This window comes from Raoultibacter phocaeensis (assembly GCF_901411515.1).
Classification (GTDB): Bacteria; Actinomycetota; Coriobacteriia; order Coriobacteriales; family Eggerthellaceae; genus Raoultibacter; species Raoultibacter phocaeensis.
On record NZ_CABDUX010000002.1, the window covers coordinates 850,922 to 865,831 of the forward strand.

Annotated in this window: 10 protein-coding genes; 9 read left to right on the forward strand and 1 reads right to left on the reverse strand. The window is 60.7% G+C overall.

Annotated features, from left to right (window positions below):
* Positions 1 to 329: 329 nt before the first annotated feature.
* The 6 genes from FJE54_RS11415 (at position 330) to FJE54_RS11435 (ending at position 6,560) form a co-directional block, all read left to right on the forward strand.
* Entirely contained in the window at positions 330 to 1,574 is a 1,245-nt protein-coding gene (locus FJE54_RS11415; protein ID WP_180326715.1) for an MFS transporter, read from the forward strand.
* Between the two features lie 47 nt (positions 1,575 to 1,621).
* Complete coding sequence (locus FJE54_RS11420; RefSeq protein ID WP_139652891.1) at positions 1,622 to 2,845, forward strand: MFS transporter; 1,224 nt, start codon at positions 1,622 to 1,624, stop codon at positions 2,843 to 2,845.
* Between the two features lie 476 nt (positions 2,846 to 3,321).
* Positions 3,322 to 3,495 (forward strand): hypothetical protein, encoded by a 174-nt coding sequence (locus FJE54_RS16065; RefSeq protein ID WP_180326716.1) that lies wholly within the window; start codon positions 3,322 to 3,324, stop codon positions 3,493 to 3,495.
* A 43-nt stretch (positions 3,496 to 3,538) separates the two neighbouring features.
* Positions 3,539 to 5,878, forward strand: coding sequence for a molybdopterin-dependent oxidoreductase (locus FJE54_RS11425; protein ID WP_139652892.1), 2,340 nt, complete (start codon positions 3,539 to 3,541; stop codon positions 5,876 to 5,878).
* A gap of 1 nt (position 5,879) precedes the next feature.
* Positions 5,880 to 6,224, forward strand: a complete 345-nt coding sequence (locus FJE54_RS11430; protein ID WP_139652893.1) for an oxidoreductase — start codon at positions 5,880 to 5,882, stop codon at positions 6,222 to 6,224.
* 69 nt (positions 6,225 to 6,293) lie between these two features.
* Complete coding sequence (locus FJE54_RS11435) at positions 6,294 to 6,560, forward strand: hypothetical protein (protein WP_139652894.1); 267 nt, start codon at positions 6,294 to 6,296, stop codon at positions 6,558 to 6,560.
* A 546-nt stretch (positions 6,561 to 7,106) separates the two neighbouring features.
* On the opposite strand, the gene FJE54_RS11440 is transcribed toward FJE54_RS11435, so the two are convergent.
* Complete coding sequence (locus FJE54_RS11440; protein WP_139652895.1) at positions 7,107 to 9,290, reverse strand: sigma-54-dependent Fis family transcriptional regulator; 2,184 nt, start codon at positions 9,288 to 9,290, stop codon at positions 7,107 to 7,109.
* 78 nt (positions 9,291 to 9,368) lie between these two features.
* Here FJE54_RS11440 and FJE54_RS11445 point away from each other — a divergent pair, with 78 nt between their 5' ends.
* Genes FJE54_RS11445 through FJE54_RS11455 form a run of 3 tightly spaced genes read left to right on the forward strand, consistent with a single transcriptional unit; the run spans position 9,369 to position 14,878 of the window.
* Complete coding sequence (locus FJE54_RS11445; RefSeq protein ID WP_139652896.1) at positions 9,369 to 11,630, forward strand: leucine-rich repeat domain-containing protein; 2,262 nt, start codon at positions 9,369 to 9,371, stop codon at positions 11,628 to 11,630.
* A 5-nt stretch (positions 11,631 to 11,635) separates the two neighbouring features.
* The gene (locus FJE54_RS11450) at positions 11,636 to 13,315 is read left to right on the forward strand and encodes a vWA domain-containing protein (RefSeq protein ID WP_139652897.1); all 1,680 of its coding nucleotides are present in this window, start codon (positions 11,636 to 11,638) and stop codon (positions 13,313 to 13,315) included.
* A 60-nt stretch (positions 13,316 to 13,375) separates the two neighbouring features.
* Positions 13,376 to 14,878: an ATP-binding protein gene (locus tag FJE54_RS11455; RefSeq protein WP_139652898.1), complete on the forward strand. Its 1,503-nt coding sequence runs from the start codon at positions 13,376 to 13,378 to the stop codon at positions 14,876 to 14,878.
* Positions 14,879 to 14,910: the final 32 nt, after the last annotated feature.

A 14,910-nucleotide genomic window follows, 5' to 3' on the forward strand; every position in this document is an offset into this window, starting at 1 on the left:
GCCTCATCGGGCGAGTATATCCCGTCTTATTTTGGTACTAATCTCATACATTCTCATATCGCGACGAGTGCGGCGCGGCTTCGGCGACCGTGCGCTCAACTGTGCGCTCAACTGACCTGCTTTTTCCTCCGCGTCAAAAAGTGGCACGGTTTTTGCATTGATGGGTACAAGGCGTTTTTCGGTTCGGCTGAAAAGGGATCAGCCGAGTGAGGGGGCGCGCAGCTTCGCGGGGGATCGTGGGCTGCTATCCCTGTGTCCGCTCAAGTCGAGTGCGCTTCGAAACCGGTTTCATGCATAGACGGGTATTGCCGGAATAAGGAGGAATCGGATTGACTAAAAAACAGAAGACGGCGGCCGCATGGGTCGTCGTGATCATCGCGTTCTTCGGCGGCTTCGCACTCGCCAATGTCCAAAACAAGACCCCACCGTGCCTCGATGTCATCATGCTGTACTTCAATATCGGCGAGACGGATGCGGGATGGCTCACGTCGATATTCACCATTATGGGCATGGTCACCGCCATTCCCGCTTCCATGCTCATGCGCAAGCTCGGCCCGAAGAAGATCGGCGCCATATCGCTTGCATGCGCGGCCGTCGGCGGCATCATCGGCGCGTTCGCGACCGACCTGTCCGTGCTCATGGCAACCCGCGTGCTCGAAGGCGTCGGCGTCGGCATGATCGCCGTCGTCGGTCCTGCGGTCATCGCGATGTGGTTCCCTGCCGAGAAGCGCGGTCTGCCCATGGGCCTGTGGGGCTCGTGGATGATGTGCTCGCAAACGCTTCTGTTCTTCATCGCGGGCGGTCTCACCACGGCGTTTGGCTGGCAGGGCGTATGGTGGTTCTGCGTCGCGTTCTGCGTCGTCGTGCTTGTCCTGTACATGTGGAAGGTCGACGCGCCGCCCGAGGGCACCCCGAACTACGCAGAGGGCGAAGATGAGGAAGAATTCAAATTCGGCGACGGCTTCAAATCGGCTTCGACCTGGATCCTCACGCTCGCCGGCACCATCTTCACGTTCTGCTGCTTCGGCTTTGCCACCTACATCTCGCTGTACTGGGCGCAGACGTTCTTCGGTGGCGACATGAACCAGTCAAACTGGTGGGTTTCCATCATGTACGCCATCGAGATCCCCGTGGTCATCCTGATCGGCTGGTTCCTGAACCATATTAAGATCAACAACCGCCGCTTCGTCGGCGTGGTCGGCTTCGCGCTGTACACGTTCATCCTGTTCTTCTGCTTCAGGATGAACGAGCCCGGCTTGCTGATCCCGTTCATCATCCTGTATCCGTTCCTCGAGGGCTCCATCCCGACCGTGTACTGGACGTTGATCGCTTCGACGGCGAAGAAGCCTGAATACTCCGGCACCGCCATCGGCATCCTGAACGTGGGATTGAACGTCGGCACGCTGCTTGGCCCCCCGGTAACCGGCTACTTCATCGAGTTCCACGGATGGGAAGCCGCTACCGTTCCTTTGGCTATCGCCTCCATCGTCGGAGCGATCCTGTTCATATTCGTGAAGACGTACGATCACGATTCGAGCAAGGCGACCTCGCGTGCGGAGAAGGCGAACAGCTAGCACAGTATAGTGAGCAAGCGTATCAGTAATCGGAAGGATTGGGTTTTATGAAAACGAAACGAGCCTGGATCGTCGCTTTTGCGACCATCTTCGCAGGAGTCTCCCTGGCGCTCGTGCAGAACAAAGTTGCACCCAGCATGACCACCTTGATGGAAGCGTTCAGCATCGACATGGCTACGGCCGGTTGGCTGAGTTCGCTCTTTTCCTTGGTGGGTATCGTGATCGCGATTCCGGCAGCCGTCATACTCAACAAGGTCGGACCGAAAAAAGGCGGCATCATCGCGCTTGCGTGCGCCGTCGGCGGCTCCCTCATCGGCATTCTCTCCGGGGGCAGCGTCGCGGTCCTCATGGCGAGCCGCGTCATCGAGGGCATGGGCGTCGGGCTGATGTCGGTCATCGGGCCATCGCTCATCGCGATGTGGTTTCCCGAGGCGAAGCGCGGCTTGCCCATGAGCATTTGGGCAGCGTACCAGATGGGTGCGCAGGCCGTCATGTTCTTCTTGGGTGCCGTTCTCACCGCGAACTTCGGATGGCAAGGCGTGTGGTGGTTCGGGCTCGTTGCGTGCGTTGTCGCGCTCGTGTTCTACGTTGTCTGCGTGAAGAGTCCGCGGCCCGAAGACAGCTACGCGGATGTGGAAAGCGAGAACGTGTCCATTGCCGAGGGCATCAAATCCCCGTCGGCGTGGGTGCTTGCGTTGGCGACGATGCTGTTCTGCATCGGCTGCTTCGGCTTCGTCAACTGGATAGCCACGTGCTGGGCTCAAACGTTCAGCTGGTCTGAGGGCGAGGCCAACATGTGGGTCGGCTACTTCTCCATATTCGGCGTCGTAGCGGCGGTCATCATCGGTGCGCTGCTCAACCGCGTCAAGAACCGCAAAATATTCGGCGTGGTCATGCTCGTGGCCTACGGTGCGGCATCGGTGTTCGGCATGTTCATGGACAATCCGAGCTTGCTCATCGGATTCGTGATCATTTACGGATTCGTCGATGCGGGTTTTCCGTGCGTGCTGTGGACCATGGCGGCCCAGACGGTCAAAAAACCAGAGCTTGCAGGCGTTGCTCTGGGCGTCGTATCGATCGGGTTCAACGTGGGTATCCTGCTCGGCCCCCCGATCATCGGAGCCATCGTGGAAGCTGCAGGCTGGCATGTGGGCGCACTCGCCATCTTCGCCTCCTGCGCGCTCGGTGCCGTGGTGCTGCTGTTCACCAAGCTCTACAGTGCCGATGACGAACCGGCTCAAGAAGAATCTGTTGCACCTGCGCTCTCATAGGGTGCCCAGCGACACCTCAGCGTCTTCAGAGCGTGCTTACGCGGAGGCGCCGGGTTCCAAGCAAGGAAGCGGACACGTGCTCAGCGCCGTGTCCGCTTCCTGTTTTGCTTCCTTGCAAAGCACGCGCGATACGACTGCGCGTGGCCGAATGGATTCTCAAAACGAGCAAGGATACGCGATCGTCTCAATATGCGAGCAGCTTCGCGCCGTGGTCGCGGCATGCGAGAAGCAAATTGAGAAAGCGCGTGCGACGGACGGCATACGCGTGCGGACGCTTTGCGGTTAAAAAATTAATCACAAGCGTTTGAACAGGGAAAATAAGAAATTTTCAGTTAGTTTAGCCCCTGTTGGCACGGTGCATGCAACTACCTATAGCAGAGTGTGCGTGCGGTGGGAAAGCCGCGGGGGCGCATTCAATTCACGGTTAAGGCCATGCTGCAGGCATGGCAGAAGAAAGTCGGAAGGAGGGCATGTACATGGCAGAGAAGAAGAGGCTGGATTTGGACAAGGACTTCCAGGAGAAGCGCAAGACGCAGCACCTGGCCGATCCCGACAAGAACAAAGAGGCATGGGAGCAGAAGGCACAGGATGCTTCGGGGCGCGATTGGACGAAGCCTCGTCGTCCGACGTTGAAAGACGGAGAAGTGTAGATCCGCCAGACGAGGAGAATCAGAGAGAGAGGGATAGCAAGTTATGCTTACCAATGAACTCGAAGGCGTCAACAAAGACGTCTACAAAACCGATTGGCAATGGCAGGAAGGCGAGTACACGGTCACGCGTACGAACATGTGGACTGCCCCCGGTTGCCATAACGGTTGTTCCGTTCTGTACTACACCAAAGACGGCAAAGTCGAGAAAATCGAAGGCGATCCGCTTTCGCCGTACAACCAGGGCCGCCTTTGCATGCGCTGCCTGGACGTCGTTGAGACGTTCTATCATCCGGACCGCTTGAAGTACCCCCTGAAGCGCGTCGGCGAGCGTGGCGAGAACAAGTGGGAGCGCATCACGTGGGACGAGGCGTACGACGACATCGCCGAGCATGTCCGCGCGATCTGGGACGAGTACGGCCCCGAGAGCATCGTCTCCATGCAGGGTACCGGCCGTAACATCTGCTGGCAGACCCCGTATCTGAGCTACGCCGCCTTCGGCAGCCCGAACTTCGTGCTCGGCTTCCTCTCCGGCGACGCCTGCTACCTGCCCCGTACCACTATCGGCCACTGCTTCATGGGCGACTTCTTCGTAGCCGACTGCTCGCAGCACCTCGAGAAGCGCTTCGCCGATCCCGAGTACGTGTTCCCCGACTACATGCTCATCTGCGGCAACAACGCGCTTGTCTCCAACGGCGACGGCTTCTTCGGCCACTGGATCGTCGACGTCATGAAGGAAGGCGGCACGAAGCTCATCGTGCTCGACCCCTCGTGCACCTGGCTCGCCTCCAAGGCAGAGCACTGGCTGCAGGTTCGTCCCGGCACCGACGCTGCGGTTGTCATCGCCATGCTCGGCGTTATCATCGAAGAAGACCTCTACGATCATGACTTCGTTGAGAACTGGTGCTACGGCTTCGACGAGCTTGCCGAGCGCTGCAAGGAGTACAGCCCCGAGCGCGCTGCCGAAATCGCCGGCATTGACGCTGAGGCCATCCGCGCCGCCGCCCGTGCCTACGCAAGCGGCAACCCCTCCACCATCCAGTGGGGTCTCAAAGTCGACCAGACCGTCTGCGGCATCCCGCTGGCTCAGGCTCTGCTGTCCCTCGGTGCCATCTGCGGCGACATCGACGTGCCCGGCGGCATGATGATCCCGCGTTGCGCTTACGACATCCCCGACTCCTACGGCTGCGGCATGTGGAACCTCTCCGACGAGATGCTCGGCAAGATGCTCGGCGTCGACACCTCGCCTCTGCACGCCCTCGGCTTCGACCCGACGGCCAACGGCGACACGGTCCTCGAGGCCATCGAGACCGGCGAGCCGTATCCGATCCGCATGCTGTTCATCCAGTCCACGAACCCGATCGCCAACATGGCCGCCGACGCCCCCCGCGTGTACCGCGCCATGCGCTCGGTCGACTACAACGTGGTCGTTGACGTGTTCATGACCCCCACGGCCGTTGCCTGCGCCGACATCGTGCTGCCCTGCGGCATGAGCTGCGAGCGTAACTCTGCCCGCGTGTGGTGGTGGCCGCTGCGCTCCATCGTCAAGGTCGCCGATTACTACGAGGCCAAGTCCGACGAGCAGATCATCCTCGAGCTGGGCAAGCGCCTCAATCCCAGACTGTTCCCGTGGGAGACCGACGTCGAGCTCATGACGTGGTGGATCCAGTCGGGCAACCGCTTCCATGCCGGTTGGCCGCACAAGACCGACCAGACGTTCCTCGATCTGACCGAGAAGGTCATCGACTGGCCGGACGACTGGGCGTACCGCAAGCACGAACTCGGCTGGCTGCGCGACGACGGACAGCCCGGATTCAACACGAATACCGGCAAGTGCGAGCTGTACAACACCCTGTTCGACGCGTGGGGCTTCGATCCGCTGCCGTACTACGAGGAGCCGCCAGAGAGCCCGATCTCTACGCCCGATTTGTTCGCCGAGTATCCCTACGTGCTCACCACCGGTGCCCGTACGTGGGAGTACTTCCACTCGGAAGAGCGTCAGGTTCCGCGTCTGCGCGAGTCGCATCCCGATCCGCTGACCGATCTGCATCCCGATACCGCCGCCAAGATCGGCGTCTGCGAGGGGGATTGGATCTGGGTTGAGAACATGCGCGGCAAGTGCAAGCAGCGCGTGCGCTTCAACGCCTCTCTCAAGCCCGACACCGTGCGCTCCGAGCACGGCTGGTGGTTCCCCGAGACGGACGGCGCAGAGCCCAACCTGTTCGGTGTGTTCGATTCCAACATTAACAACCTGACGGTTCAGGGCGTAACCGGACCCACGCTCTACGGTGCTCCGTACGCCAACCAGATCTGCAAGATATATCCGGTCACGGAGGAGAACGATTGCTCGCCGAGCGAGATCGTGACCCGCAAGGGAGGTTTCTAAGATGGCGGAGAAATACGGACTTTTGATCGACTACCAGTGGTGCACCGGCTGCCACTCCTGCGAAATGGCCTGCAAGGTCGAGCATGGCTGGCAAGCGGGCGAGGCCAACGGCATCGTCTTGTTCGAAGATGGCCCGCGCTTGATGCCCAACGGTAAGTTCGAGTACAACTATCTGCCCGTTATGACGTCGCTGTGCGATCTGTGCGCCGATCGTACGGCTGCCGGCAAGCTTCCGACGTGCGTGCATCACTGCCAGGCGGCTTGCATGAAGTATGGTACGGTTGACCAGTTGGCCGAGATGGCCAAGGATATGCCCCGTAGTTGGGTGTACGTACCTGAGCAGTAAACCTGATCGTTCGTCGGTGCCCCGTATCGCCGCGGGGCACCGACCTCGACTGTGCATAAGGAGATTGAGATGTGTTACAGACCGGCTAATACCGTTACCATTGTCAAATGCCTCGAGTGCGGCGCGTTCAACAAGCCCACGAACGAGACGTGCCAGAAGTGCGGAGCGGACTTGAACGAGTCGCGTAAAGCCGCCGACGAGGCCGTAGCGCCCCCCTCGGGCAAACCCAAGGAGATTTCCCTTACGCCGCAGGGCCTCGACAACGCCCCGAAGGCTCCCGGAGGAGCACCGTCGGCCCCAAAAGCGCCCGGCGCCCCGAAACCTCCGACGAAGTAAGCACGCTGAGCCCGACGGCATACAGCGCCTGTTTCAGAATGAGGCGAAACGCTCATGCCTAACTGCAGGACATGCAGCCCGTGGTGTCGTCGTTGCCACAAGAAAGCCGAATACAAGTTTCCCATCGAGTGTCCCGAATGCGGGTGGTACAACCCCTACGAGCGGGAAACCTGTAAGAAGTGCGGGGCGCCAGTAGCTCATGATGAAGAAAAGGCGGTTACTCACCTCAACACCGAGGTGAAGAAATCCTGCTTCTTCTGCACGCCGTTCGAAAGGCCGCTGTGCAACGAATGCGTCGAAAGGGGTCGAACGAAGGTGTGTCCGGAATGCGGCAGCTACGCGTTGAGTACGCGGACTGTCTGCAAGAAATGCGGACACGTGTTCTGAGCGATTGACGAGCGCATGCAAAGCGAGCCGCGGTTGGTTTTCGGATACCACAGGGCGGCGGATGCAGTACCGTGCCGTATTGACTGATCGGGCTGGGAAGTGGATACCGCTTGTCCCAGCCCTTTTTTCTTTATACGCTCGCGATGCTGCGCACGGCGCTTACGAATCTTTGAGTTTGCGGTACAGCGTCGCCTTGCTGATGTTGAGAATGCCAGCCGCTGCCGCAATGTTGCCGCCGGCTTGCTTGATCGCCTCGTCGATGGCGATGCGCTCGAGTTCGCCGAGCGAAAGCGTCGGCAACGTCGTGCTCTGGCCGGCACTGGCAGGCACGGACGGGGCGGACGGATGAGAATCGTGTACCTTGACAGATGAAGACGATTCTGGGGAAGATGCCGCATCGGGTGTCGGGGGGGGGTTCAACGCCTTGTCTGCCGGTGCGTGATAGCTGCCGTTCTGCGCGATGTAGAGCGGGAAGTCGTCGATGGTAATGATTCCGTTTTCGCACGTGTAATACGCCGAGTATATGGCGTGCTTGAGTTGGCGCACGTTGCCCGGCCACGAGTAGGTGCGCACGAAGTGCTCGGCGTCGTCGGAAAGGGCGACCTTGCCGTTGCCGGTTCTTACTTGGCATTCGTTGAGGAAGAATCGGGCGAAGTAGAGTGCGTCGTTGCCGCGTTCGCGCAGGGGCGGAAGGTTGACGGTGAGCACCGAGATGCGGTAGAGGAGGTCTTCGCGGAACCGATGCTCGCTTACGAGCAAGGGGAGGTTCTGGTTCGTTGCGGCGATGAGGCGGAAATCGATCTGCTTGTACGATTTACCGCCCACGCGGATGACGCGCTTGTTCTCGAGTACGCGCAAAAGCGTTGCCTGGAGTTCGAGGGGCATGTCGCCGATTTCGTCCAGAAAAAGGGTGCCGCCTTCGGCGAGCTCGATCTTGCCGGGCTTGCCTCCTTTTTCCGCGCCGGTGAAGCTGCCGCTCTCGTATCCGAACAGCTCGCTTTCGATGAGGCGCGGCGGAATGGCTGCACAGTTGATAGACATGAACGGACCGTTCGGACACGCCTGGTTATGGATGGCCTGGGCGAACAGCTCCTTTCCCGTACCGCTTTCTCCGACGAGCAGGATGTTCTCGCTCGATCGGGCGAAGCGCGAAGCGAGCGTTTTCGCCTTGGTGATCTGCTCGCTCTCCCCAAGAATGTCCTTGAACTGGATTTCCGCAGCGTCGCCGACTTTGCCGCGCGAAGCCCCGAGCGTCGCGCGCTTGGTTTCCTTCAGCGATATGATGTAGCCTTCGAGATCGTTCTCGGAGCCCGATATTTGCGAGATCTTCGTATCGTGCAGCTCGTCGCCGATGATGGCTGTGGTCGAGCCCCCTTGCTCGACGATCTCCCTGAACGACCGACCGTCCCCAACGAGGGATCGCGCGTCGGTGCCGAGCAGGTCTTCGGGCGGTACCTTGAACAGGTGGGCGGCCTCAGGTGTGGCAAGGGTTATAAAACCCTCGGTGTTGCAGATCAGAATACCGTCTTTCACCGTGTTGATGACGGTGCGCGAAATGCTCTCGAACCGCTGGGCCTCAAGCGACGCTTCGCTGTACTTCTGCTCGGTTTCGGCGAGTTTCGCATCGTATTGGTTGAGGCGCAGCTGGTCGCTTAAGGCGATGGCGATCGAAGAAGCGAGGCTCATCGCGTGGACGAGGATCTTCTCGTCGGACGACGAGAGGGGCCCTTCGGGAATCGACTGGGTGAGCGTGATCGCGGCGACGCCCGTGTCGAACTGGTCGATGACCGGTGCTGCGCACGCTATGAGGCCTTGCAGGCCGAAGCAGTAGTGCTCGGGACCGACGACGACGAACGGTTTTTTGTGGCGCATGCACAGGCTGTGCGCGTTCGTGCCGACGTTTGCCTCGTCGCAGCGGTAGTTCGGGCCGACGAACTGGTGCTGTTCGAGATTTCCCACCTGCACGAGCGCGATGCCGCTCGCGTCGAGCAGCTCGAAGATGTAGTCGTTCTGCAAGTTGAGCGATTCGATGTTCCTGATGAGCGATCGGGCCGTTTGCACGATCTCGGCATGGTCGGAAAGCGAGCGCTCGAGGTCTTCTTCGGTGATGTGCTCGCCGAGGTTCGCATCGTCGGCTTTAAGGCCGCTGTTATACGAGCGGATCCATGACTCGGCGATCTCGGGCCGCACGCAGCTGTGGAGGCGCGGGTCGGTGCCGTTGTTGAGGAAATCGAGCTTCGCATCGAAGATGCAATCCCAGAAAGAATCGTCTTCTCGTATGGATCTGATCAACTGGAGGTCTTCCACGTAATCAGAATTCATGGTACCTGCAGCGTTGTCCATGAGAACCCCCGTACGCTGGTAAGGAATATGCAGTACGTCAAACGGTTTTATCGTTAAACGACATTATAGGATATTACGGTGATACAAGCTGGTAAAGAATATCATTTTGAGAAAAGCTCCTCGGATGGCGGCGCATCGGCGCACGACGATCTGGCGCGGGAATTCGCCGGACGCAGGCCCTGGGGTCTGGATGCGAAGGGCGCCGACGAGGACTGCGTGCCGCTCGCGTTCGACCACGGCATCCGCCGCTCCCCAGCAGAGAAGCTCGTCTCGAAAGGATATTCGGTGTCGCCGCGACCCGTGCGCGGCGAAGAGCTAGGACCGGAGCGCTGCGCGGGCGCGTACCGCTACCGTACGGCACGCTCGGGCGGCGTGCGCCTGCTTTCCTACGAGGGTGATACTCCGTGCGTCGACATCCCGGCGCGCCTCGACGGCGTCGAAGTCGTATCGCTTGCGACGAACCTGTTCCGAGGCCACGGGGAAATCGAGGCCGTCTCGATGCCCGATTCGATCGAACATGCGGGCAACCACGTGTTCGACGGCTGTGAAAACCTCAAACGCGTGCGGCTTTCGGCCTCGCTAAGCGAAGTGAACCCGACGATGTTTCTCGGGTGCTCCTCGCTCGCCGAAGTCGAGCTCTCCCATCCTTCGGTGCACCTCGAAGGCAACTCGTTTTCCGAGGCGCCGGTCGAATGCATCGCGTTCGGCCCCCGGGTGCGAACGCTCGACGCGCTGCCGTCGAGCCTGCCGCATCTCAAGCGCATACGCGTCGATGCCGAAAACGAGTGCTTCGCCACCGACGGCAAAGCACTCGTTTCGAAGGACGGGAGCCTCTTCTATCGCCTCGTCGTTTCGTGCGGGTCCTACGCGGTTCCCGAATGCTGTACGGCTATCGCCGAGCACGCTTTCGATTCTCACGCGAAGCTCGACACGATCGTGCTGCCGCGATCGCTTGAGCGCATCGGCAGAATGGCGTTCGCGAAAACGGGTCTGACCGAGGTACGGTTTCCTGCAGCCCTGGTGTCGATTGGAGAAAAGGCGTTCTTCCACTGCGCGAAGCTCCTTTCCGCAGATCTGCCGAGCGGGTTGAAGGGTATCGGAACGGAGGCGTTCGCGTTCACGGGCCTTCTTGCCGCATGTTTGCCCCATACGCTTGAAGAGCTGGGACATCGCGCTTTCGACCATACGCCGGCTCAGGCTCGGGTGGGCGAGGGGGCGCTTCGCATCGCACACGAAAACGGCCGGCTCTCTCTCGACGATGCGGGCGGTCTGTACCGGGAAGACACGTTCGTCGAGCTGATCGGGCAGGTCGAACACTACCGCGTGCGCAACGGCACCCGCATGATCGCCGACGGGGCCTTCAAGCGCCATGCGAAGGTACGCGAGGTCGTCGTGTGCGAGGGAGTCGTGTCGATAGGCCGCGAGGCGTTTAGGGGAGATCGCCATCTTGTGCGCGTCGAGCTCCCCGAAAGCCTCGAGCGCATCGGTGAGGGAGCGTTTCTCGATACGTCGCTTGCAACGCTTCGGCTGTCGAAGAACGTACGGTTCATCGGAGACGACGCCCTTCTGGTCCAAGGCGGAAACCAGCTTATGCCGAGAAGCCCGCTTGCATCGCTCGACCTCGATCCAGAAAACCCGGAGTTCTACGTGGAAAACGGCCTTCTGTGCCGCCGCGGCGGCGGCAGGCTTTCGGGGGATGCGTGCATCCTCTACGTCGGACCCGATGCCGTGGTGCGGATTCCCGAGCGCGTGACGCACATCGCCAACCTCGCGTTCTGCGGTGCCGACGGCATCGACGAGTTGTACGTGCACGGACACCTGCACAGCATCTGCGCAGGCGCGTTTTCCACCGCGCGCACCATCCCTTTGGTGCATGTGCGGTTTCCCGAGCCGATCGACGGCTGCGAGTCGGCGGACTTCTTCGTGCCCGACCTGTCGGCGAGATACCGCTCGCCGTCGTATCTGTTCGAAGCGGGTCCGGCGGGAACCGTTTTCGACTTCGAGTACTACGACTCGTGGGTAAGCCATACATCCGATATGGGCCAGTTCGCGCCTGCTGCGCTGGGGCGGCTTATGAACCCGATACGCCTGTCCGAGCACATGCGCGAGATATACTGCAACATATTTGCGCGAAAACCCCGCCAAGCCTGCCGTGTGTTCGCTGATAAAGGCGATATTCAGGCGCTTGCGTGGTTGAGCGCACACGGCTTGCTCGACGCTTCTGCCGTCGAGGCGGAACTGGACGCATCGTCGCACGAAGGGAGGACGCAAGCTACCGCCTGTTTGCTCGAGCTCAAGCACCGCTTTATGCCGAGCACGGGCGTGGATTTCAGCTTGTAGCGCATATGAAAGATCTGACACCCATTGCAGAAGGCGACGTGGTTTTGCAGGAGCGGGAGCTGAAGAGGGCTCAGGGCGCACCAGCGCCCGCGGTGGGCCTTGCTTCCGAGAAGCGCATGGCCGAAAAGCGCGAGCGCTACGAGCGCTGCCTGCCGGTGGCCCTCGACATCCTCGAAGAGGCGCGCACCTCGCTCGCGGTGCGGTTCCGCTTCCTCGACCGGGCCCTGTGGCGCATGCCGCTTCAGCCGAGCTTCGAGATATACGGCATCGCGAGCGACGGCGTGAAGCTGTACTTCGACCCCGAGTACGTGGTGGCGCGCTTCAAGCTTTCTCCGAACGAAGTGGTGCGCGATGTCATACATTGCCTGTTCCACTGCATATTCCGCCATCCCTTCATGCTGTACTCAGTGCTCCGCACGCCTTGGGACGTCGCCTGCGACATAGCCATCGAGACGCTTTTGCTCGATCTGGTGGGCGAAGCGTTTCCCTGCAACATGGACAGGCGGGCCAAAGAATCGCTCAAGGTCATTCGCGCCCAGCTCGACGGCGTAGTCACGGCCGAGCGCCTGTACCATTTCTTCGCCAACGAGGGAAACCAGATCGATCTTCGCTCGCTTTCTCCCTTGTTCTTCCGCGATACGCACGGTCTGTGGTACGGCGAGGGCGAGGGGGGATCTTCGCAGGGCGCACGGGGCGCGGCCCGTCAGGTTCCCGAGGAGCGCGAGGGCGGAGCGCTGCCCGAAACATCGGGAAGCGAATCGCTCGACGATGCGCTCGATGCGGGCGAGGCTCCCTCGGGCGGAGGCGACGAGGGCGATGCGTCGTCCGATGCACAGGATGGAGCCGGGGAAACGGGAGCCGATCGCGACGAGGCGGACGAGGAAGCCTGCGAAAGCGGAGAGACGGGCGAGAGCGCCGAAGCGCCGCGCGACGAGCGGCAGGTGGACAAGGACGCCATGGATGCGTGGGAGGATATCAGCCGCCGTATCCAGATAGAACTCGAGGCGCATCTCGTGCGCCAAGGCGCGGGTGCGGGATCCTTTGCTGCGGCGCTCGAGGCGGTCAACCGAGAAACCTACGACTATGCCCGGTTTCTCGAACGGTTCGCGACGCTGCACGAGCGCATGCGCGTCAACCCCGACGAGTTCGACTACATCTACTACGTCTACGGGCTCGATCACTACGGCAACATGCCGCTCATCGAGCCGCTCGAATACCGCGAGGCACGCTCGGTGCACGATTTCGTGATCGCCATCGATACGTCGGAATCGGTGTCGGGCGAGCTCGTGCAGGCTTTCATCCGCAAGACGTACAACATCTTGAAGCAGGTCGAAAATTTCACCGAGCGCGTGAACATCCACATCATTCAATGCGACGCGCGCGTGCAGGAGGATACGGTGATCACCTCGCTCGAAGAGCTCGATCTCTACATCGATTCGATGGAGCTCAAGGGGTTCGGCGGTACCGATTTCCGTCCGGTGTTCGAGTACGTGAACCTTCTGGTTGCGCGGGGGGCATTCGCCGATCTGCGGGGACTCGTGTACTTCACCGACGGACAGGGCACCTTCCCGAGCAGAAAGCCGCCTTACGACGCGGTGTTCGCGTTTATCGACGACGGGTACTCCGATCCGAGCGTACCCCCGTGGGCGCTCAAGGTGATCTTAGACGAAAGGGGACTGACATGATCGATAGGGTGGGAACCGACGTGCGCACGATAGGCGCCCGAGTGATGCGAGGAGCATGAGATGAACATAGCGGAAGCGAAACAGCAGGTGAAAGATACGATCGAAGCGTACTTGGCACGCGATGCGCACGGATGCGCCCTCTTGGACACAGCAAGGCAGCGCCCGGTGTTTCTCGTGGGTGCGCCCGGCATCGGCAAAACGGCCATCATGGCGCAGATCGCCCAGGAGCTCGGGATGGGGCTCGTGTCCTACTCGATGACGCATCATACGCGGCAAAGCGCGCTCGGGCTCCCGTTCATCGTGCACGAAACGTACGACGGGGTCGAGTACGCCGCATCCGAGTACACCATGAGCGAGATCATCGCATCGGTGTACGATTACATGAAGCGCACCGGGGTCAAACAGGGCATCCTGTTTCTCGACGAGATCAACTGCGTGTCCGAGACGCTCTACCCCTCGATGCTCCAGTTCCTGCAGTTCAAAACGTTCGGCCGCCATGCGGTTCCCGAGGGTTGGATCATCGCGTGCGCGGGCAATCCGCCCGAGTACAACAAGTCGGTGCACGAGTTCGACATCGTCACGCTCGACCGTGTCAAGAAGATCGCCGTCGAGCCTGATTTCGGGGCATGGAAGGCCTATGCTCTGTCGAAGGGCACGCATCCCGCCATCCTCACCTTCCTTGAGATCAAGAAGAACCGATTCTACTCCGTCGAAACGTCGCTTGAGGGCAAAGCGTTCGTCACGGCGCGCGGCTGGGACGATCTGTCCGACATGATGGCCGTGTTCGAAGAGCTGGGCAAGACGATCGACTACGATCTGATCGTGCAGTACGTGCAAGACGATACGATCGCCCGCGAATTCGCCGCGTACTTCGATCTGTTCAACAAGTACAAAGACGATTACCGCATCGACGAGATTCTCGACGGCGGGGATGTCGCAGACGTTGCCGAGCGGGCGCGCGGTGCGCAGTTCGATGAGCGCCTCTCGCTCATCGGTCTTCTGCTCGATGCCGTCGTCGGCGATATGGCGGACGTTGTGGGTGCTACCGACGTGCTGGTTGCGCTGCGCGACGATCTGCGCTGCGTGAAGCAAGCCGTCAGCGAAGGCGGCGATGCGCTTGCGCTGCTCGAAGACGTCGAAAGGCGCAAAACGGCTCAGCTCGAACTTGCGGCAGCCGCAGGCACGCTGTCGAAAGCGCGGCGGAAAACGGCCGAGGGCGAGCTTGAAGAGCTTGCCGAGCTTGCGCTCGCCGCGGCCGGGGCCGCCGATTCGCAGGAAGCATACGAGATCGTCTCCCAAGAGTTTTCGGCTAAAGCCGAAGCTTTGCAGAGCCGTGCCGCCGAGGTGGAAGAGCGCCTTGCCCGCGCGTTTCGTTTCGTGGACCAGGCATTCGGCGACCAACAGGAGCTGCTCGTGTTTACGACCGAGCTCACTTCGCGCACGCACTCGGCACGCTATATTGCCCAATACGGAAGCGAATCGTATTTCGCTCACAACGAAGACATGATACTCTCGGAACGCCAACGCGATCTCAGGCGGCGCGTCGAGGATCTGGACCTATAGGAAAAACGCATCGAAATCGACTACGAAAGAAC